The following is a 19,139-nucleotide window of genomic DNA, read 5'->3' on the forward strand; positions in this document are numbered from 1 at the left end:
ACGATCCACACGGAAACATGCCAGCAGATGCCGAAGGCGGTGCCCGGCCCGGCTAGGGGGACTTGATCGGCAAGCAGCCGAGATCGCCCAGATCACGAAGCGCATGCTCTACGCGCGCACCCACCGTGCCGCGAACGGTCCGGTACGGCGTGCCGGCACGGTCGAGTTGCGAGCGATACCAGGCATTCTGACGATCCCGGAATGCCGTATCCTGGCGGGTCCCATCCTGGACGAAGGGGAAATCTCCGGCACATAGCAGCGTGGCATCATAGCGGCGCTCGGCCAGCATGCGCAGCTCGGGATCGACGCGGCCGAACATGGTCTCGCAGTAGAACATCGTGACCAGCGGGCTGGTGTCGCAGACGACCCCGCCCGTGGCGGTTTCGAGGGCCGCTTCCTCGCGCGCGATCTGTTCGCGGGCGATCGCGAGCAGATCGTCAAAGCGAAGGTCGCCGCCGCGCAGTTCCCAGAGTTCGCGCCCATATTCGGGAACCCAGCACGTGCCGAGCCGCGCGGCGAGCGCTGCCGCGAGGGTCGACTTGCCGGTCGATTCGCCGCCGAGCAGCACCACGCGCCGAACCAGGTCGCGGCGTATCGCCGGCGCAAGGAAGGCGCGGTGCAGCGCCGGATCGGCCCGCAACGCCGTGGCGGAGATCGGCACGCGCGCACGGGGGCGATCGAACGGCACATGTTGCACCGGATGATCGAAATGCCGCGCGAGCGAGGCCGCGAAGCCGTCGCCATAGGCCTCGCTGGTGAACACGCGATCGACCGTGTGCCCGAGCATTGCACGGCACACCCAGGCGACGAAGGCGCGATGGACTTCGTCGGGGGCGTCGTTGTCGGGAAGCGCGCGCGCCGGCGCGCCGGTGCGCGCCGCGAAGTCCGCCAGCACCGTATCGTCGAGCACCAGCCGCACGGCATCCGGGTAGAGCGCGGCGAGCCAGGCGGCGCGACGCTCGGGCGGGCACCCCGGCAGCTCGGGCTTGGAATAGCTCAGGATCACCAAGCGGTCGCACTGCGCCCGGGCAAAGGCGATCAGTGCCTCATGCCCCTTGTGCAGCGGCGCGAACTTGCCGACGACGAGGCCGGTCAGCATGCCGATGCCTCGCGGCGCCAGCGCCACCAGCCATACCAGGCGTTGCACCAATAGGCGGCATAGAGGCACCCGGTCAGCGTCAGTCCCCGCGACAGATAGAGCGGCACCGCAATCGTGTTGACCACGATCCACACCGGCCAGGTCTCGACCTGTCGGCGAACGAGCAGGAGCTGGCCGAGCAGGCTGAGCGTGAGCACGAAGGAATCGATGAACGGCGCATAGGCATCGGTGAAGTGATAGAGCAGCGCGCCATAGCCGAGCGCCACGCCGCTGCTTACCGCGCCGAGCAGCGCCAGCCCGCGGGGCGGCGCATGGGTGACGGGCGCCGGTTCGCCGCCCCTCCCCAGCACCCACCATCGCCAACCCGCCACGCTGGTGGCGATGAAGGCAAGCTGCAACGTGACGTCGGCGTAGAGCCGCGTTTCGGCAAACAGCCATGCGAACAGCGCGCAGCCGAGAATGCCGGTCCACCAGGTATGAACCGAGTTACGCCCCGCCAGCACGATCGAGGCAGTGGCGAAGCCGTTGGCGGCGATTTCGAGCGCGGTCATCCGGCGGTACTGCCCGCCAGATCGGAAGTATATTGCAGAACCTTGTCCTCGCTTTCGATCGGTTCGACGCGGACAGGAACGTCCCCCAGCACCCGCCGCAGGGCGGCCCGCGCCGCCGGTGCATCGTCGAGCGCACCGGCGGACAGCGCCAGCACGCATGCACCGTCGGCGGCCTGGTGCAGCGCGAACTGCGCCGCAGTCAGCCCGGCGAGAGCATGGCTGATGTCGACATTGTTGACCCAGCTGCCCTGTGCCGTCCGGAAGCGGACCGGGCGACGGCCGCTGAAATCGACGAGCATCGGCGTGTCGCCCGCCATTGCCAGCCGCGCCGTGTCGCCGGTGCGGTAGCGCACGAGCGGCAGGCAGAAGTTGAACCCGCCGGTGACGCACACCTCGCCGCGCTCCCCCGGCGGCAGCGCACGACCGGCAGCGTCGACGATCTCGACATAGAGGTTGGGCTGGAGCAGCACGCGGCCGCCGGCAGCACGGTCGGCGACCGCGATCGGGCCGACCTCGTTCATCGAATAGAGATCGAGCACCGGGCAGCCGAACCGCGCCTCCAGCCGATCGCGCAAGCCATCGGTGAGCATCATCGCCACGGACAGCAGCGCCCGCGGCCGGATCCGCACGGGCAAGGCGAGCAGGCTGGCGAAGGAGATCGGGTCCCCGGCGATCACTTCCGCATCCATTGCATCAAGGTAGCGCGCACGATCGGCCGGGTCGCGCCAGTCATCCGGGTGAAGGTTGATCTTCGCGAGGCCGGCCTCCCCCATCGTCGGCGTGACCGAGACATAGGTGAAGCAGCGCTGCTGATGCCCCAGCAGCACGACGCCGACATCGCCGGGCCCGGCGCGCAGCGTGATGCCGAACCGTGCCAAGGCGCGCTTGTGAAAGGCGAGGTAGCGCGCGGCGACGACGGGGTGCGAGGCGATCAGCAGCGGGTGTCCGGTGGTGCCGGTCGTGCGGAAGTTAATCAGGCGGTCGACGGGCACGTCGTCGGGCACGAATGCAGCGATGTCGCGCGCGAGATCGCCGCGCGCGGTGGTCGGCACCTCGGCAAGATCGCGCGGTGCCGTCCCCCGCGCGCGGAAATGCGGCACCTGGGCGTAGGTTTGCGCGAGGTACGGCGCGATCCAGGCAGGCGGCGTTCCCGGCCGCCACCCGATCGGCGCGGTTAGCGTCTCCGCCTCGAACGCCGCGAGTCCCGGCAGGTCCTCGGCGCGCAAGCGGTTGCCGCTGCGATTGCGATAGAGGGGCGCCGCCGGATGCTCGGTCATCCGGGTCAGCACCGCTCGGCCCGCGTCGTTCAGCGTCGGGTAGCGATCGGCGTCGGTCGGCTCGGTCATTCGCGGGTATATTTGTCGGCCGATTCCTCGGCTGCCTTGCGGATCAGCGCCTCGCGGACCGCGCGGGCGCGCTCCTCGGCCGCCTGCGCCGCGCGGAGCAGCCGGCGACGCTCGACGATGCTGACCGCGGACAGCCGATCCGCGGCCTGCGCCGCGCTCTCCCCCGCCGGCACCAGCCTGAGCGCTGCGATCAGCGTGCGGGCCAGCTCCTCGCGCCGCTCGACATCGGCAACGAACTGGTCCGCGCGGCCCGAGCCGGCGAGCTCGCCGACGCGGTCGCCGAGCAGCGCGGCCAACGTGGGGCGGTCGGGCGCCGCCGCCACCACCCAATCGTCGGCGAGCAGCCACACCACCACCGCGGTCAGCTGCAGCCGGTTGCGATCGCGCAGCGCGACGGGGAGGATCTCGCTCGCCTCGGGCCCATGGCCGAGCAAGTGGAACAGGTCCGCCACCAGGGCCGCCGTCACCAGTGCACCGTCGGCACCGATACGAGGCTCGGCGAGGAAATCCTCGGGCGTCTCCGCGAGCCGGCGCAGGACGTGTTCCAGTGGAGGACCTTGGGTCATGCGCAGAACTTCGCGAAATTTTGAGTCGAAGGACAATCGTCGCAGGTTGCCAGTCGCCGCGCCGCGCGGGCGGCAGCGAAGCGCGCGGGCAGCGCGTCGAGATCGCCGATGGTGCGGAGCGCGGCAAGCGGCACGCCATAGGCGGCACCGCTGAAGCTGCACGGCGCTGCGACGCCATGTTCGTCGATGAACAGGAAGTCGCTGCCGGGGCCGCAATCCTCTACCGCCAGCGGATCGCCTGCTGCGCTGGCGCGCAGCCGCTCGAGATAGCGCGCATCGCCGCAAAGGGAGACGCCACGCGCCGCCAGCCGCTCGCGTAGCGCGGGCAGCAGGGACTCCAGCCGCGCGACGTCGACGGGCCGCAGCCGTTGCGCCGGGAAAAATTCGGGGCGGTCGCGGCCGCCGAGCTGGTTGAACGTGATCTCCTCCATCCCCCAATCGGCGAGCGTCGCGCAAAGCGCCGCAAAATGCTCGATCGTCTCGCGCATCAGCACGATGTTCGCGCGCAGCTTGAGCGCCGCGGTGCCGCGCGCAGCGACCAGCGCGCGCACGCCCTCCCGGACCGCCTCCCAGGCCCCTGCCCGGCCGCGCAGGCGATCGTGCACGGGCGCCGGGCCGTCGATGCTGACCGTCAGCTCGGCGAAATGGGCAAGGATCGCAGTGCGCACCTCCGGCCGGTGCAGCATACTGCCATTGGTCGTGGCGCTGATGGCCAGCCCCTCGCCGGCAAGTGCGGCGGAGACGTCCCACACCGATGGCCACAGCAACGGCTCCCCGCCCAGCCAGCTCAGCAGTACCGGCCGGGCGCGCGCCCGCGACCATTCTCCCAGCAGGCGCCCGAAGCGCAACACCTCCCTCATATCGGCCGCACCCCGGGCGATGGGGAGCCGCCGGTCATAGGCGCAGAAGCCGCAGGCATAGTTGCACCGGGTGGAGACGCGCCACAGCACGATCATGCCGTGCGTGCCTGTGCCTGGCTGCCATAGCGCCGCCGGCTGAACGCCTGCGCGAAGGCGACGAGATCCGCCAACTCGGCAATCGCGTGGATGTCCCAGCCCTGTTCGCGTGCACGGTCGAGCGGCTGGCCGTCCTCGCCGTCGGCGCGGAACCACGGACCGAGGTTGAGCGCCATCGTTCCGCCGGCCCGGCCCTTGGCCAGCGCCATGGCGGAGACGTCCCAACCGCTGTTGCCGCGCTCGTCCTGGTCGAACATCGTGGTGATGCCGTCATCGGAAATCATCAGGATGTGCACCGGCCGGTCGCGCGGGGTTCGCGTCGCGAAGGTGTCGCGCAGCTGGTGGATCGGGAACGCGGTCGCGCCGCCATAATAGCCGATCAGGATGTTCAGGATCGCGGTTTCGTCGCGAACGAAGCCGGGGGTCGCCATCCATTGCTGCTTGCCGCTCCACAAGGTCGCCTGCACCCGCGCGCCGGCCTTGAGCGCCGATAGCGCGATCACCGCGCCGGCGAGCGTCAGGTAGGAGGTGAAGCGCCGCGGATCGGGCATCGAGCCCGAGCTGTCGACATAGAGATCGAGATCGATCGGCTCCGGCTTGCGCGCCGTTCCGGGCTCGCGGCCATAAACGCGGCGTACCGTAGTAACGCCGGGGATCACCACGGGCGACTGCGCCACGGTCTGGAGCCAGTCGATCTCGTCGAGCGAGTCGCCGAGCGCCCAGGGCTCGATGCCTTCGAGCTGCGGCTCTTCGGAAACGGGCGCAGGCTGCACGGGAAACGGCACGAGCAGCGGCAATGCCCGCTCGCGATAATAACGGATCGCGATCTCCTCGTCGCTGAGCGTAAGACCGGCGGCGCGGAGGATCTCGCCATAGTCGAACGGCTCGCGCGTCTGGCCGGCACCTGGGCGACCCGGGACAGCCCCGACCGGTTCAGGCGGCGGAGCGCCCTCCGCATCTTCGCCGGTGATCAGCGGATCATGCGCCGGATGAAGGATGCCCTCGGCCTCCTCGGCCTCCACCGTCTGCGCGCCACTGGGCGCAGCCCCCGCCGCGGCATCGCGCGTATCGTGCAGCCGGCGCAGCGCCTTGTCCTGCTCGGCATCTTCGGCGAGATAGGGCAGCACCAGCGTGGCGAAACGCCCAGCCGCGTGCAGCCAGTTGCGCGCATAGACCCGGATCAGCCGCGCGCCGAGCCAGGCATCGCCTTCCATCGCCGGATCGCCCGCCGGGCCGCCGAGGCTGCCCTTTTCCAGACCCCACAGGCTTTCGTACATCCCCATGTACAGCGCCCATAGCCGGCTGCGCGGTCCCGGCTCGCGGTCGTTCATCCCGGCATAGACCCCGGCAATGTCGAGCCCGGCCTGGCGCTGGAGCCGGTCGTTGATCAGCAGATCGGTATAGAGGTTGGCGACCATCGGCGCATGCCGCTCCAGCGTCGGCAACGCAGCGCGCAGCCGCGCGATCAGCCGGTAGCTGTCGGTGGCGGTAGCGGGCGCAAGCACGTGATGGCCGATCTCATGGGCCAGGATGACCACAGCATGATCGTCGAGATCGAGCCGGGCGATCGCCTCCAGGTCGATCACCACGCTCTTGTCGACCAGCCGGATCATCGCGAAGGCGCCCTGCAGGCCTTCGTCCGCCGCGGCGACGCTGCTTTCGCAAAGACGGGGATCGTGGAGACGGGTGAAGCGGCTCCAGGCGGCGAGCGCCTCGGGCCAGGCCGCCTGCCACCGCGCGACCCGATCGGCGGAGGTCAGCCGGTCCATGGCTGGACCTCGACAAAATGGCTGCGCGGCGAGGCGAAGGCGATCGTGTCCGCGGTGGTGACGGCGCGCAGATCGTCCGCCGGCAGGCCGGGATGGGTGCGGGGTGCGGGCGCGGACGGGCGGGCGGCGTCGAACTCGGCGGCGCTCGCCGGGTGCAGCGTCGCGCCCCAGGCATCGGCAACGAGCAGACCGATGCGCTCCCCTGCGCGCACGAACACGCCCGCCGTGCCCGCACGAAGCTCGGGCGGCACGGCGAAGGGCCCGCCGAACCCGGTGAAGCCGCCGAAGCGCGTTCCTGCCGCCTTGCCCTCGGGCGTCCACCAGCGATCGGCGGCCAGTGCCGCGCGGCTTTCCGCCCAGCTGCCATGGGCGCCGATCGCGGCGAGTGCCGTCGCTTCCGGCAACTGGTCGGCGGCTGCAAGCGCCCCTTCCCGGTAGTGCGCCATGCCGGCGCGCCACGCGACGACCTGCCCCACCGCGGCGAGCGTCTCCGCTTCCACCAGCGGCGCAAGTTCGGCCATCCGCGCCATCCATTCGTCGACGCGCGCGCCGGGCGTCGACGCCAGCTTGAGCGCGGCGTTGGTGAGCATCGCGAGCACCGGCTCCGGCCGCTCGGCCACCACCCGTGCCAGCGGCACCGCCACCTCCCGCCAGACCCGATCGACCAGCTTCCGGCGCTCGATCGACAAGGCGTGATCGACCAGCGTGACGGTCAGCGCGAAGCCCGCGTCCACCACCGTCGCAGTGCGATCGGGCGCGATCGCCTCCACCGCTTGCGCCAGCGGATCGAGCCGGGTCGCCACCGCGTCGGCCAGCGCCTCGGCATCGAACCCGCTGCGCGCGCGCCGCGCCGCCGCGACGCGCGCGTTGAGCTGCGGGCGCGCCGCCGCGAGTTCGCGGACGAGCACCGCCGAAAGCGTCATCGTCCGCCGCCGAGCCAGGCCAGATAGTTGGTGTAGCGCTGGTGGAGATATTTGAGGTGGAGCAGCTCGTCGTGCAGCGGGCCGTAGAGCTTGCGCCCCTGCACGCGCTCGGCGACCAGCCGTTCGATCCGCGTCAGCCGCGCCCGCACTTCGCGCGCCGTGAGCCCGTCCAGGCCTTCCGCGAACTGCTCGGCCAGCGTCCGCACCGGATCATCGCGGTCGAGGTCCAGGCGGTCATATTCCTCGCACGACAGATCGAACAGCTGCCGCAGCCAGGCGATCGCATCGGTGCGGTAGGCGGCATTTTCGGGCAGGGCGAAGAAGGGCGCGTCGGGATCGGGGTGCAGCTTGTCGCGCAGCACGAAGGGCAGCACCTGGCGCACATCGTCGAGCGACACCGCGTCGCTGCCATGGAAGAACGCCATCGCCTTGGCGAAGCCGATCAGCGTCATCAGGTTGCGTACCGACAGGCCGTTGGTGGTCTGCGTGCCGATATCCTTCAGCCGATCGCGCCCGCCGTCGGCGGCGGTGACCTGGACCCAGTCGACCCCGGAAAGCCGCGCGGTATCCTTGCTCAAATGCTCGAAGATGGCGCCCGCGGGCTCCATCAGCTCGAACTGGCTGGCAAAGAATGCGATGCGGCGGCGGACCTCCGGCGGCAGCGGTACCGCCCGCACCGCCGCGACGAGCTGGTCGACCTCGTCCCCGTCGAAGACGATCTCCTTCGGGACGACGTCCTCGGGGCGGACATTCTCCTCTATGCGCAGGATCAGGTCGTCGAGGAAGCGCGGGTTGAACGACAGCGCCTGAACGACGACGTCGATACGGTCGCGCAGCGCCTCGATCACCTGATAGGTGCCGCCGCCGGCATCGTCATTGGCCGTGAGGTACCATGCCGCCGGCGGGCATTCGTAGATCTGCCCGAGCACTTCGGCATAATTGTCGCCCATTACCGTGAGCAGCGCGCTTTGCGTGCGGGTGGGGATGCGGTTATACTCGTCGACGATCTTGACGCGCATGCCCAGCCAGGGCCGCCAGGCGATGCGGATCGCCTCGACGCTCTGCGCCGCGACGAGATCCGCGGGCAGCGGGTTGCCGAGCAGATCGGCGATCGTCATCTGCGGGTGGCCATGCTGCATCGCGCGGCGCACCTCGCGCACCGGATAGCCGGCGAGCACGCCCATCAGCAGCGCGCTGGCGGTCTTGCCGCGCCCCGGGCCGCCGACGAACAGGCATTTCGAGCGCGTCGCGAAGGCGAGCAGCGGCAGGAGCACATAGCTCGAATAGCTCTGCGCCGAGGGCAAGGTGAGCAGCCGGCGACTGTCGCCGACCCGAAATTCGGGCGACGGGCCGTTCTGATATTCGATGTCGTAATGCGGGCTGATGATCGCGGTGTTGACGATCCAGAAATAGGCCTGGCGCAGCTTTTCGTCGAGCCGGACCGCGCCGGGCTCTGACGAGGCGGCGGCGGCCAAGGGCCCCTGGTAAAGATCGGCGACGTCGAAATCGCGGGCTACAGGCGCCGGTCTCGGCACGGTCGGAGCAACGGATACGCGTTGGAAGAACGGAAATCGGGCCACGCAGCAACCGTATCCAGTGTTGGCAGACCTGCCAAGGCTTCAGGGTTTTTGCATGCGATGCGTGTTGCTTAGCGCTGGAAGCTCCGCTCCATCACGGTGGATCGCACGACGCTGGCATCCAGCCGCTGCACGATCGCGTCGAGCCCGGCCTGCAGGTCATGCGCCGCCGCGCACAGGAAGATGTCCACGCAGGCGGTGCCATATTCGGGCCAGGTGTGGATCGAGATGTGCGATTCCGCCAGCAGCGCCACGCCGGTGACGCCCTGCCCCACCCCGAAGCTGTGCAGCCGCACTTCGAGCAGCGTCGCACCGGCCGCCGCTGCCGCCGCGACCAGGCAGGCCTCGATATGCGCAGCATCGGCGAGCTGCGTCGCATCGGCGAGGTCGGCGATAAGGTGATGGCCGATCACAACAGGCTCTCATGCGGATGCCCGAGCAGCGCCATCGCCCCCTCGGCTGCAGACACGCCCTGATACTGGGCTTCCTCGAAGAGCGAGAGGCCGCTCAGGTCCGAATGGGCGAGGAACAGCGGCGGCTTCGGCGTGGCGGCAGCGCCGCGCGCCAAGAAGCCGGGAGTCGGCCGGATCATCGCATGTCCCCAGCGCCAGAGGTCGATGCGCCGGATCGCATCCTCGAGATCGGGGTGCATCGCCAGCAGGTCGTCGCGCACCATCTTCTTCCATGCGTCGGCGGACCGATCGAGCAGCAGGCGTCGCGCCACCGGCGGCGGCATGTCCGACAGCGGCAGATACCAGGTGAGGACCGACGCGGCGGGGTGCGCCTCCGGCGCCTGGTGGGTGGCGACGACATAGCCCAGCGACTCGCTGGTGCTCGACACATTGTCCCAGGCGAGCGGCACCCCGCGTCCGCCCGGCAGCCGATCGACGGTAACGTTCGCGACCAGCCAGGGCGCGTAGCTGAACGCCTTGTCCGGTGCCACGGCCGGGCAGACCCGCGCAGCGACGAAGTGGGGCATGGCAAGGATCGCGGCGCGGGCACGCGTCCGCACCGTCGCGCCGGCGGCAACGTCGAAGCTGTCGACCAGCACGGTCTCTCCGTCCTGCGCGACATGGTGGACGATGTGGCCGCGGGCGATGCGATCGGGGAAGAAGCCGGCCAGGCCGCGCGCCAGCCGGGCATTGCCCTCGGGCCAGGTCAGTTCATTGTCGCCGGCGCCGTCCACCGTCCAGCCGCGCCGCGCGGCGAAATAATGCACGCCCGCCCAGGCGGAAACCTCGTGCGGCTCGGTGCCGTAATCGTCCCGCATCGCATAGCGGACATGCGCGCGCAGCACCGGCGAGCGCCATCCCTGCTCGTCCAGCCAGGTGGCGAAATCGAGTCCGTCCAGCGCGACCAAATCCGGATCGCCCGAGCTATAGGCCCTCGGCACCGCAAAGGCGGGCTTGCCGTCGCTGCCGATCCGCGCCGAATAGCCGGCCATCGCCTTCTCGAACGCGGCGAGGTCGGCGCGTTCCCGGGGCGTCAGGCCGGTGCGGGGCACCAGCCCTTCCTGCCAGCGGCCCTGCCAGAACAGTCGCTCCTGCAGATCCGCGCAGAGCTGCTCCGGATCATAGACCGGTACGCCGTCGCGCTCGCCGATCAGGATGCCCAATTGGCGGAGCAGGTGCCGCACCGCCTTGGCCTCGCGGTTGGGCACCGGCAGGTAATGCGCGCCGAGCGGATAGGCGGAGACCGCATTGCGTCCGCCTCTGGCATTGCCGCCGACCGCGTCCTCCAGTTCGAGCAGGCGAAAGCGCGTGAACCCGGCGTCCTGCAGGCGCCAGCCGGCCGACAGCCCAGCGATGCCACCCCCGGCGATCACCAGGTCGACCTCCTCGAACCGGCTGGGTGCCGGGAAGCCGCCGTCGCGCAGACGATGCCCGCGCGCGAGATCGGCGCCGTCCAGCGCCCCCGGCGGCAGCGGCGCGCCGCGATCCAGCGCCGCCGCCAGCCCGCCACCGACGAGGGCGACCGCCCCTGCCCCGAGCCCCAGCAAGGTCCGCCGGTCAGCCTTCATAGCGGCTCCAGGCATCGGCGAACTCGCGGACGAGCACCTGGTTGTCGAGCCGGTTCACCGGCGTCGGGCGGCGCGCCATGTCGGGCGGGAAGTCGAACAGCGCGGCGTCGCCCGCGGGCGTCAGGAACCGTCCGCCGGTCGGGATGCGCGCCGCCGCCGGGATAGGTCGCGCGGCCGCGAGCACAAAGCCCCATTCGCCAAAGCTCGGGACGTAGACATGGTAGCCGCGCGTCTGCAGCCCCGCCGCCTCCAGCGTGGTCGCCACTGTCCAATAGGCCATCGGCGCGACCAGCGGCGACGTGCTTTGCACCACCATTGCGCCCGCGGGCGCCATCAGCCGACGCACCGCGCGGTAGAAGGTCTCGGTGTAGAGCTTGCCCACCGAATAATCGACGGGATCGGGGAAATCGACGATGATCGCGTCGAACGACCCGGCACGGGTCGCCGCCGCCTCGCGCGCCCAGCGGAAGCCGTCGGCGTTGATCACGGTGATGCGGCGGTCGGTCAGCGCGCCCTTGTTAAGCGCGGTCAGCATCGCTGTCCTGGAGAACAGGCCGGTCATCTCGTCGTCGAGATCGACCAGCGTAAGATGCTGCACTTCCGGGTGCCGCAGCACCTCGCGCGCGGCGAGCCCGTCCCCGCCCCCCAGGATCAGCACGTTGCGCGGGTCTGCCACGCGGCCCAGCACCGGCTGCACCAGCGCCTCGTGATAGCGATACTCGTCGCGCGACGAGAATTGCAGGTTGCCGTTGAGATAGAGCCGCAGATCGTCCTCGCGGCGGGTGAGCACGATCCGCTGATATTTGGTGCTGACCGCATAGATCACCGGCTCGCCATAGCTCGCCACTTCGGCCCAACGCTGCAGCCGGTCCGATGCGACGAAGCCCGCGGCCAGCGCCAGCAGCACGATCACAGCAGACACGGTCTCGCCGCGATACCGGTTCGCCCGCGGCAGCGCGAGTAGCACCGCCAGCGCGACGCCAGCGTTGAGGATGCCGAACAGGAAGCCGGTGCGGATCATGCCGAGGTGCGGCATCAGCAGCAGCGGGAACAACAGGCTGGCGACCAGCGCGCCGACATAGTCGAAGGTCAGCACGTTCGACACCGTCTCGCGGAAATCGAAGCCGCGCAGGATGCGGATCAGCAGCGGGATCTCGAGCCCGACGAGGAAACCGATGCCGAGCACCAGCCCGTACAGCGCCACCCGGAAATGTTCGACCAGCGGGAACAGCACGAACAGCGCCGCGGCCGAGGCGCCGCCCAGCACCGCGATCAGCAGCTCGACGCGGATGAACAGGCGCAGCTCGTCGCGGGTCACGTAGCGCGAGCACCAGCTCCCCAGCCCCATCGCGAACAGATAGGTGCCGATCACGGTGGAGAACTGGGTGACGCTGTCGCCGAGCAGATAGCTGGCCAGCGTGCTGGCGAGCAGTTCGTAGATCAGCCCGCAGGTGGAAACGACGAACGCGGACGCAAGCAGCGCAGCCGCCGGGGCGGACGCGCGGTTCTTCGGGGCGGCGGGGTCGCCTTCAGCCATGGATGGCGGCGGCGACAATGATGGCGAGTCCGATGGCCACCGCGCCGGAGAAGATCGCGACCGCCACATTCTGCTTGTCGCGGATCTCCTGCCACAACTTTCCCGGGGTCAGCAGGTCGAGCACGACGAAGCCCACCACGAAGACGAGGATTCCGACCACGGCATAAAGCAGCGTCGCGAGCAGCGCCGGAAGGGTAGTCACCATGAGCGTCCTCCTATTTGTGATGCGGTCCGTAGAACACGGCGTGGCCCCCGCCATGGCCGCCACTGCTATAGGCAGCGCTATCGGTGCGGCGGCCGCCATCGGCGAAGGGCGACCAGCCATAGCTCGTCGCGGCGAGGAACAAGCCGAGAATGCCGATCGACCAGAGCGCGTAAAGGAAGCTGCGTCGGTCCATCAGTCGTCACTCCCCTCGCTGCGTGCCGGCCGGAAATCGCTTTCGTCCTTGCGCGCCTTCTCGAAGCGGAGGTGGAGCAGCAGGCCGATGAGCCAGGGCAACGCAACCAGCAGCGCCGCCAGGAACAGGTTGGAACCATAGAGCGTCCCGCTCCCGACCTCGACGACGATCTGGGGCGCGTTGGTCGGCTCCATCCAGCCGCCGTCGGGATAGGCGGTGCCGCTCTGGCTCCAGCGATTGCCCTTGTAATCGACGACAAGGTCGTAGTCGCCCGCCGGCACGGCGGCGATCGACACGTCGGAGTCCCGCGTTCCTTCGGTCCAGGAACCATCCGAGTCCGTGCCTTCATAGCGCTCGGCCGCCCCCGAGGCGGCGAAAACCTGCTGCGTCCGCCGATCGACCAGGCTGTAGTCGAGATCGACCCAGCCATTCTCCAGCCGCGGCACCGTGGTGCGGACCTGCACCCGCTGGTAGCGGCCACTAAGGTGCACCGGCCCGATCGTCGCGCTCTGCTCGCGTCCGTCCACCGCTACCGGCAGGGACCGCGAGGCGATCCAGCTTGTCCCGCCGAGCACGATCGACAGAATCAGCAGGAACGCCAGCGCGATCCCCCCGATCACGGCGCCCTTGCCCAGCCACGCGCCGCAGGGCGATGGCTGGTGCGGCAGCGGCGGCCAGACCCTGCCTGCGGGGGCGACGCCGAAAGCCCGGACCATCACCCTGTCGGGCACCCATTGGTTCAGCGTCCAGCTCTCCTCGCGGTCGTTCGTCTCGCGCGACAGCATGAAGCCGGGGCGAACCCAGTCGCCGGTCTTCACCGTCTCGCCCACCGCCACACGCCAGTAGAATTCGCCGACGACACGATCGACCTGCGCGGTTCCGGCGAAGAAGCGGGCATAGGACGCTCCGTCGAGCGCGTAATGCGTGAACGACTGCCCCTTCGGAACCCGTGTGAGCATGGTGCCGAAGCTCCAGCCGCCGCGCGCGTTCACCAGCCAGCGATAGCCGTGATAGGGATTGAACAGCAGATATTCGTCCCAGCGATAATAGTCCTGCGAGCGGCGGAGATAGCCGATCGCCTCCCACTCCACGCCGAACAGCGTGCCGCGCGTGCCGAGCGGGATGTCCATCACCGTCTGCGCCGCCTGGGCCTGGGTGACCAGCTTCACCAACCCGTCGGTGGTGTCGAGGATCGAGCCGCAATATTGGCAGCCGACATGCACGGTATAGCCCGCCGCGCGCAGCTCCACGGTGCCGCCGCAATTGGGGCAGGACAGCGCGCGGACCGCCGGCGCGGGCGGCGGGGACAGCGGGGCCTCAGGCTGCATAGTCGGGCAATGCCCATCCTTCGATCGCGCGCAGGCCGCGCGGCGCCAGCTCGGCCAGCGTCACGTAGCGGCCCTGGTAGAAGCTCGTCGTCGCGCCATCGCGCTGCAGGCTCGCGCATTCACCGTCCGGCCCGCGCAGATCGACATTGTAGACCTGCCAGCCGCTCGGCGCGACGAAGGGCAGCTCCCCCTCGGCGGTGATGCACAGCGCCTGACGGGCATCGGCGATGACGAGCTTGCGGCCGGCAATCTCTACCTTCTGGCCGATCTGCGCCTCTCCGCCCTTCGCCACGGCGCGCAGGGTTTGCGACCGCACCTCGCCGAAGGGGCGCTCGCGCAGCAGCATGAACTGCCCCATCGACTCGCCGAGCCAGGCGGTGCTGCCGTCCTCGAACAGCAGCAGCCATTCGTTCCACGCACCGTGGGTCCAGCTCCAGCGCACCCGGCCGATGACTTCGAACCCCTGCCCCGCGTCGTTCCCGCGCATGCCGATCTGCACCGGACTCACGTCGAACGGCAGCGCGGCGGCGATGCCGAACTGGGCAAGGCCCGCGTCGCTGCGCACCAGCATGGTGTGGCAGGCGTCGCACACCCGGCTGGGCAGCGCCGGCGAGCGGAACACGACGTCCGCGCCGCAATTCGGACAGGGCAGATGCAGGCTCATCGACGGATCAGCGGATGCGGCCGAGCAGTTCGGCCTTCTTGGCGTCGAACTCCTCCTGCGTGATCGCTCCGATCGTGAGCAATCTGTGGAGCTTCTCGATCTGCCCGCTCGCGTCGCCCGGTGCGCTGGCGCTGTCGACCGCCGCCTGCACCGCTTCCGGCAGCGACAGGCTCTCGATGTAGAAGCTGGTGCAGGTCAGGCCCCATTGCGCGAAGGCGGGATCTACCGCCGCCTTGAGCCGCTCGGACAATGCCGCCTGATTGCCCGCGAGATCGACAAAGGCAAACTCCCCCGAACCGATCGCGGACGCGATCGCGGTGGCGATCGCCGCGCGCAGTTGCGGCTCGATATCGGCGAGCGTGACGCGCTGGAGCGATCCCATCAGCTTCACGGCGAAGGCGGGCACCTGCTCGATGCGGAAGCTGTAGCTGCCGAAGGCGCGGACCCGCACCGGGCCGAATTCGGGGTCGCGCACCGTGATCGGCTGCGCGGTGCCCCATTTGAGGCCTGCCTGCTCCTTCTGGCTGAAGAACACGACATCCGCCTTGAACGGGGATGTGAACCCCTTGTCCCAGTTGAGCAGCGCGCTGAGCACCGGCAGGTTGCCGGTCTCGAGCGTGTACAGCCCCGGATGGAAGGCATCGGCAAGCTGCCCCTCGCGATAGAAGAGCGCGATCTGCCCGTCGCGCACCGTCAGTTGCGCGCCGTTCTGGATCTCGCGCCCCTGCATCGGATGGCGTGCGGCGAGCGTCCCGGGTTCGTCGACCCAGTCGATCACGTCGACGAACTGCTTCGACAGAAACCCGAACAGGCCCATGCACTGCCTCCCCCCGTGGCAATGCTATAGGCGAAGGCTTCGGGGCGACACAAGAAAGTCGCCCCGGCGGTGATGCGGGTCAGGCATAGGGCCTGAACGGACCGGGAAGCGGCGCGCGATCATTGTGCGCGCTGGTCGACCTGAAAGAAGCGCTCATATCGAACGCCGCCCCCAGCAGGCTGCCGAACAGCAGGAAGCCGCCGATTGCGGAGCCCAATTCCGACAGGCTCGGCATCGCGCTGTCCGGCCCGTAGATCTGGCCCAGCTTGGTCAGGTCCGCATCGGCTTGGGTCACCGTCGCGCCCAGTTCGGTCTGCCAGCCGCCAGCCGCTTCCTGCACGGTGAAGCCGTCGCGATTGGCGGCATCCAGCGCATAGCCGTCGGTCGAGACGCTGACCGCCAGGTCGCCCTGCTGCTGCTGGCTGATGCCGTCGATCACCACCGCATTGGCGCCGCGGGTGACAACCACCTGGCTGGCGAAATAGACGTTGGGGTTGCTCTTCGCCTGCTCGGTATTCACCGTGATCTTGGTGCCGTTGGCCAGCTCGAAGGTCGTCGTGCCGTAAAAGTCGAACTGGTGCTTGCCGTTCACGTCGACATGCGGATCGCCCCAGACGCGGGTGCTCTGGCCGGTTGCGTCGTTGACGATCGTCATCTCGCTGTTCCGCTCGTCGATGGCGAGGTGATAGCCGTCGCCCAGATCGACGCGCGCGGTGTTCTGCCCGGTGGTCTGGGCGGTCAAGCCCGCCTGGGGCTGGAGCTGGCCGGTGCCCGCTGTCGTGCCCAGCTGGATCGAGAGCAGCGACGGCAGCATCGCGCTGGCATAGGCGCTGGCGCCGAGCGGGTTGAACTGCTGGGCGAGCACGCCGCCGGCCAGCGCCAGTTGCGCAGCGGCGAACGGAGTAGCGGCGGCGGTCGAGATCGTCGTCATGTCCATGCTCCTGAGAAAGGCGATTGGGTGCGAGCCCGTTGGTATGCTGCTGCTTCCCACGCCCCGGCCGCCTGCGGCATCGCCGGATCGCGTAGGCGGCCTAAACGAATCGTCTAGCGACGGACCGTGCCGGCGATGGCATCGAGGCACCCGACGGCCTTCCACGAGGAACCACCACCATGATGTCGGCAGCCGACCAGCTATCGCGACCCACCGGCATCGGGTCCTCCTCGGCGATCTCGATGTCGCGGCACCGCGCCGCGAACGACGACTTCCAGGCCCGTCACCTGCCCCCGCGCGAGCTGCTTGCCTGGCAGCAGCCCGCGCCGCCGGTCCAGTTCGTCCGCAGCGAAGCCCCGCAGCTCACGGCCGAACGGACCGGCGGACCTTCCACCATCGACCTCGCGGCGATGGCAGCAGACGTCTACAACGACACCCCCGCCCCGCCCCCCGGCTACCGCGTCGCGACCAGCGACGATCTCGCCCAGCTCGGCCTGCGTGGCGACGACCTGACCTCGCCGCAAAGCAGCTTCCGCGCGCGCGTCTATGTGGCGGAGGGCGATGGCGGCCCCAATTATGTGGTCAGCTTCCGCGGCACCACCGACGGCAGCGACTGGAAGGCCAACGCCCAGCAGGGCGTCGGCCTTCCCTCGGACCAATATACCCGCGCGCTGATGATCGCGAAGGCCATCGGCCGCCACCCAGAGGCGCAGGTGACGATCACCGGCCATTCGCTGGGCGGCGGCCTCGCCTCGGCGGCAGCGCTCGCCAGCGGGCGCGACGCCCAGACCTTCAACGCCGCCGGTCTCAGCGACGCGACGATCCGCCAGGCCGGCGCGATCCGCGGCGACGCGCCCGCCCCCAAGATCGCCGCCTTCTATGTGCGCGGCGAGATCCTTTCGGCGATCCAGGATGGCGGCGATCGGGTGGCCGGTGCGATCCTGGGCGGCATCCCCGGCGCGATCCTTGCCGATGCCCCCGAAGCGTACGGCACCCGCATGCCGCTCGACGCCAGGCAGCCCGCAGGCCAGCATTGGTACCAGGACACGCCGCTCGCCCGGCACGGGATGGACTGGGTGCAAAGCAGCCTGGGCGCGCATTGACCCGGGGCTGCCCCACTCCCTACAGCATGGCCTTGTGAACCGCCGCGTCCGCATCCTCGCCGCGCTGATGCTGGCGGCCGCCCCGATCGGAGGATGCATGGCCGCCGCGCCCAGTTGCTACACCAAGCGCGCCTCGGTGGTGCTGCCCGACCGTACCCGCGTCCTCGCGCATCTCACCAACGGCGCCTCCGGCCGCGCGGTGGCGGAGGCGATCTTCGACGGGCGTGTCGGCGATGCGCATGCGATGCTGGCGCGCGACCCGCGGCTGATCACCACCGCGGTAATCGACGACCCCAAGATACCCCAGCCCCCCGCGGGCCAATATGGCGACCTGCTCACCTTCGCGGTGGCCCGCTGCGACGCCGATGCGACGACGATGCTGTTCGCCGCGGGCATGCCGAAGGACGGGGTGAAGCGCGGCAACGCCCTGTCGCTCGCAATCCTGGCGGACAGCCCGACGATGGCGGAGCAGTTGCTCACCGCGGGAGCGTCACCCGACCCGCAGGCCGGCGGTGGCGAAAGCCCGATGCGCAGCGCGATCAGCTTCGGCCATCTCGGCGGGGTCATGACCTTGCTCCGCCACGGCGCCGACCCGCGCTGGACCGACCGCTTCGGCATCGATCCTGTCCGCATGGCGATGGATGCCGAACAGGCGGAGATCGCCGAACTGCTGGTGCAAAAAGGCGGCACGCTGTGGAGCGTCGCCGACGATGGCAGCATGGCCGCGCACGCGCTGCTCGAACAGCCGGTGATCTTCACCAGCCCCGAGATGCTCGCCGCCCGCGCGCGCCTGGTGGAGCGCGCGCGCGCCGCGGGCCTGGGCTGGCCCCCGCCCGATCGCGCGACGGTAAAGCAGAAGGTGGCGAGCGGCGCCTGGCCGACGGCCGCCATGGCGAAGGCGGGCATGACGGTCGCGCCGGCGGTGCTGGAGCGGATGCGGGCAACGCAGCGCTGATGCCGCCAGCGGCGAAGGATGGGCGCTCCTCCTTCCGGGACATCGCCTAAGCGATTCGTGGAGCGCGCCGGGCGGCCGGAGCCGCTATCCAGGCTCGCATGTTCCCTTTGACGCACGAGATTCGGTCATGACCCAATCCATCGGTATCGGCGGCCCGCGGTTGAGCGCAATCGGTGCGATCGGCCAGACCGGGACCACCCCCGGCACGCTTGCCGGCCAGGCGATGACGGTACTCGCCAACCGGGTCGCCGGAACCGTGACCTGCGAGCTGGGGCTGGCGCAAGGCGGCCGGGCGCCGCTGCGGCCTGGCGACGCCTATGGCACCGCGGAGGTGGCGCAGGGACTGGCCGCGTCGCTCGGCGCCAGCCCCGCGGATGCAGGGCGGCTGTCGCGGGCGCTGAACGACTTCACCAGCGAAGTCGCGTCGCTGGTCGCGGCAAGCCCGACCAGCGACGTGCTCGATCGGCTGTCCGGGCTCGGCTACGCCCTGCTCGATCCCGATGGCCCACCGGGCATGTCGGACAGCGACAAGGTCGTCGCGACGATCGACAGTGCCATCTTCCAGCTGCGCGAGGATCCGACCCGCACCGATCGCTGAG

Annotated in this window: 20 protein-coding genes; 3 read left to right on the forward strand and 17 right to left on the reverse strand. The window is 69.7% G+C overall.

Annotated elements, in window-relative coordinates; genetic code table 11:
• Positions 1-52: 52 nt before the first annotated feature.
• The 17 genes from BM009_RS08735 to BM009_RS08815 form a co-directional block, all read right to left on the reverse strand.
• Positions 53-1,147, reverse strand: coding sequence for an AAA family ATPase (locus tag BM009_RS08735; RefSeq protein ID WP_217644183.1), 1,095 nt, complete (start codon positions 1,145-1,147; stop codon positions 53-55).
• The gene (gene pnuC, locus BM009_RS08740; RefSeq protein ID WP_093295439.1) at positions 1,093-1,650 is read right to left on the reverse strand and encodes a nicotinamide riboside transporter PnuC; all 558 of its coding nucleotides are present in this window, start codon (positions 1,648-1,650) and stop codon (positions 1,093-1,095) included. The genes BM009_RS08735 and pnuC overlap by 55 nt, the downstream gene beginning before the upstream one ends.
• On the reverse strand, positions 1,647-2,996 hold the full coding sequence (locus tag BM009_RS08745) for an AMP-binding protein (RefSeq protein ID WP_093295441.1): 1,350 nt from the start codon (positions 2,994-2,996) through the stop codon (positions 1,647-1,649). The genes pnuC and BM009_RS08745 overlap by 4 nt, the downstream gene beginning before the upstream one ends.
• Positions 2,993-3,562, reverse strand: a complete 570-nt coding sequence (locus BM009_RS08750; protein ID WP_093295443.1) for a hypothetical protein — start codon at positions 3,560-3,562, stop codon at positions 2,993-2,995. The genes BM009_RS08745 and BM009_RS08750 overlap by 4 nt, the downstream gene beginning before the upstream one ends.
• Complete coding sequence (locus BM009_RS08755; protein ID WP_093295444.1) at positions 3,559-4,518, reverse strand: radical SAM protein; 960 nt, start codon at positions 4,516-4,518, stop codon at positions 3,559-3,561. The genes BM009_RS08750 and BM009_RS08755 overlap by 4 nt, the downstream gene beginning before the upstream one ends.
• The gene (locus BM009_RS08760) at positions 4,515-6,287 is read right to left on the reverse strand and encodes a vWA domain-containing protein (protein WP_093295446.1); all 1,773 of its coding nucleotides are present in this window, start codon (positions 6,285-6,287) and stop codon (positions 4,515-4,517) included. The genes BM009_RS08755 and BM009_RS08760 overlap by 4 nt, the downstream gene beginning before the upstream one ends.
• The gene (locus BM009_RS08765; protein WP_093295447.1) at positions 6,275-7,210 is read right to left on the reverse strand and encodes a hypothetical protein; all 936 of its coding nucleotides are present in this window, start codon (positions 7,208-7,210) and stop codon (positions 6,275-6,277) included. The genes BM009_RS08760 and BM009_RS08765 overlap by 13 nt, the downstream gene beginning before the upstream one ends.
• Positions 7,207-8,745 carry an AAA family ATPase gene (locus BM009_RS08770; protein WP_217644184.1) on the reverse strand — a complete coding sequence of 513 codons (1,539 nt, stop codon included), beginning with the start codon at positions 8,743-8,745 and terminating at the stop codon, positions 7,207-7,209. Before BM009_RS08770 ends, BM009_RS08765 begins: the two co-directional genes overlap by 4 nt.
• Before the next feature lie 113 nt (positions 8,746-8,858).
• Entirely contained in the window at positions 8,859-9,200 is a 342-nt protein-coding gene (gene speD / locus BM009_RS08775) for an adenosylmethionine decarboxylase (protein WP_093295450.1), read from the reverse strand.
• Positions 9,197-10,807: a flavin monoamine oxidase family protein gene (locus BM009_RS08780; protein ID WP_093295452.1), complete on the reverse strand. Its 1,611-nt coding sequence runs from the start codon at positions 10,805-10,807 to the stop codon at positions 9,197-9,199. The genes speD and BM009_RS08780 overlap by 4 nt, the downstream gene beginning before the upstream one ends.
• Positions 10,797-12,344 (reverse strand): polyamine aminopropyltransferase, encoded by a 1,548-nt coding sequence (locus tag BM009_RS08785; RefSeq protein ID WP_093295453.1) that lies wholly within the window; start codon positions 12,342-12,344, stop codon positions 10,797-10,799. The genes BM009_RS08780 and BM009_RS08785 overlap by 11 nt, the downstream gene beginning before the upstream one ends.
• The gene (locus BM009_RS08790) at positions 12,337-12,549 is read right to left on the reverse strand and encodes a DUF350 domain-containing protein (RefSeq protein WP_093295455.1); all 213 of its coding nucleotides are present in this window, start codon (positions 12,547-12,549) and stop codon (positions 12,337-12,339) included. Before BM009_RS08790 ends, BM009_RS08785 begins: the two co-directional genes overlap by 8 nt.
• 10 nt (positions 12,550-12,559) lie before the next feature.
• Positions 12,560-12,742: a hypothetical protein gene (locus BM009_RS08795; protein WP_093295456.1), complete on the reverse strand. Its 183-nt coding sequence runs from the start codon at positions 12,740-12,742 to the stop codon at positions 12,560-12,562.
• Positions 12,742-14,070: a DUF4178 domain-containing protein gene (locus BM009_RS08800; RefSeq protein WP_093295458.1), complete on the reverse strand. Its 1,329-nt coding sequence runs from the start codon at positions 14,068-14,070 to the stop codon at positions 12,742-12,744. The genes BM009_RS08795 and BM009_RS08800 overlap by 1 nt, the downstream gene beginning before the upstream one ends.
• The gene (locus tag BM009_RS08805) at positions 14,060-14,734 is read right to left on the reverse strand and encodes a DUF4178 domain-containing protein (protein ID WP_093295459.1); all 675 of its coding nucleotides are present in this window, start codon (positions 14,732-14,734) and stop codon (positions 14,060-14,062) included. The genes BM009_RS08800 and BM009_RS08805 overlap by 11 nt, the downstream gene beginning before the upstream one ends.
• Positions 14,735-14,741: 7 nt before the next feature.
• Positions 14,742-15,551: an SPFH domain-containing protein gene (locus tag BM009_RS08810; RefSeq protein ID WP_093295461.1), complete on the reverse strand. Its 810-nt coding sequence runs from the start codon at positions 15,549-15,551 to the stop codon at positions 14,742-14,744.
• A 79-nt stretch (positions 15,552-15,630) separates the two neighbouring features.
• Complete coding sequence (locus BM009_RS08815) at positions 15,631-16,482, reverse strand: DUF1521 domain-containing protein (RefSeq protein WP_175487953.1); 852 nt, start codon at positions 16,480-16,482, stop codon at positions 15,631-15,633.
• 179 nt (positions 16,483-16,661) lie between these two features.
• Between BM009_RS08815 and BM009_RS08820 the strand changes: the two genes are divergently transcribed.
• The 3 genes from BM009_RS08820 to BM009_RS08830 all read left to right on the forward strand — a co-directional run bounded on the left by BM009_RS08820 (position 16,662) and on the right by BM009_RS08830 (position 19,138).
• A complete protein-coding gene (locus BM009_RS08820; RefSeq protein WP_093295464.1) occupies positions 16,662-17,585 on the forward strand; it encodes a Tle-like phospholipase domain-containing protein in 924 nt (307 codons plus the stop codon).
• 34 nt (positions 17,586-17,619) lie between these two features.
• Positions 17,620-18,540, forward strand: coding sequence for an ankyrin repeat domain-containing protein (locus BM009_RS08825; protein ID WP_093295465.1), 921 nt, complete (start codon positions 17,620-17,622; stop codon positions 18,538-18,540).
• 127 nt (positions 18,541-18,667) lie between these two features.
• On the forward strand, positions 18,668-19,138 hold the full coding sequence (locus BM009_RS08830; RefSeq protein ID WP_093295467.1) for a hypothetical protein: 471 nt from the start codon (positions 18,668-18,670) through the stop codon (positions 19,136-19,138).
• Position 19,139 lies beyond the last annotated feature (1 nt).

Origin of the sequence: Sphingomonas sp. NFR04 (genome assembly GCF_900114095.1) — a bacterium.
GTDB lineage: Bacteria > Pseudomonadota > Alphaproteobacteria > Sphingomonadales > Sphingomonadaceae > Sphingomonas.

Excerpts from the sequence above, each read along its gene's own strand:
- pnuC (WP_093295439.1), bottom strand. The coding sequence starts at position 1,650 with ATGACCGCGCTCGAAATCGCCGCCAACGGCTTCGCCACTGCCTCGATC.
- BM009_RS08745 (WP_093295441.1), bottom strand. The coding sequence starts at position 2,996 with ATGACCGAGCCGACCGACGCCGATCGCTACCCGACGCTGAACGACGCG.
- BM009_RS08750 (WP_093295443.1), bottom strand. The coding sequence starts at position 3,562 with ATGACCCAAGGTCCTCCACTGGAACACGTCCTGCGCCGGCTCGCGGAG.
- BM009_RS08755 (WP_093295444.1), bottom strand. The coding sequence starts at position 4,518 with ATGATCGTGCTGTGGCGCGTCTCCACCCGGTGCAACTATGCCTGCGGC.
- BM009_RS08760 (WP_093295446.1), bottom strand. The coding sequence starts at position 6,287 with ATGGACCGGCTGACCTCCGCCGATCGGGTCGCGCGGTGGCAGGCGGCC.
- BM009_RS08765 (WP_093295447.1), bottom strand. The coding sequence starts at position 7,210 with ATGACGCTTTCGGCGGTGCTCGTCCGCGAACTCGCGGCGGCGCGCCCG.
- BM009_RS08780 (WP_093295452.1), bottom strand. The coding sequence starts at position 10,807 with ATGAAGGCTGACCGGCGGACCTTGCTGGGGCTCGGGGCAGGGGCGGTC.
- BM009_RS08785 (WP_093295453.1), bottom strand. The coding sequence starts at position 12,344 with ATGGCTGAAGGCGACCCCGCCGCCCCGAAGAACCGCGCGTCCGCCCCG.
- BM009_RS08790 (WP_093295455.1), bottom strand. The coding sequence starts at position 12,549 with ATGGTGACTACCCTTCCGGCGCTGCTCGCGACGCTGCTTTATGCCGTG.
- BM009_RS08795 (WP_093295456.1), bottom strand. The coding sequence starts at position 12,742 with ATGGACCGACGCAGCTTCCTTTACGCGCTCTGGTCGATCGGCATTCTC.
- BM009_RS08800 (WP_093295458.1), bottom strand. The coding sequence starts at position 14,070 with ATGCAGCCTGAGGCCCCGCTGTCCCCGCCGCCCGCGCCGGCGGTCCGC.
- BM009_RS08805 (WP_093295459.1), bottom strand. The coding sequence starts at position 14,734 with ATGAGCCTGCATCTGCCCTGTCCGAATTGCGGCGCGGACGTCGTGTTC.
- BM009_RS08810 (WP_093295461.1), bottom strand. The coding sequence starts at position 15,551 with ATGGGCCTGTTCGGGTTTCTGTCGAAGCAGTTCGTCGACGTGATCGAC.
- BM009_RS08815 (WP_175487953.1), bottom strand. The coding sequence starts at position 16,482 with ATGACGACGATCTCGACCGCCGCCGCTACTCCGTTCGCCGCTGCGCAA.
- BM009_RS08820 (WP_093295464.1), top strand. The coding sequence starts at position 16,662 with ATGATGTCGGCAGCCGACCAGCTATCGCGACCCACCGGCATCGGGTCC.
- BM009_RS08830 (WP_093295467.1), top strand. The coding sequence starts at position 18,668 with ATGACCCAATCCATCGGTATCGGCGGCCCGCGGTTGAGCGCAATCGGT.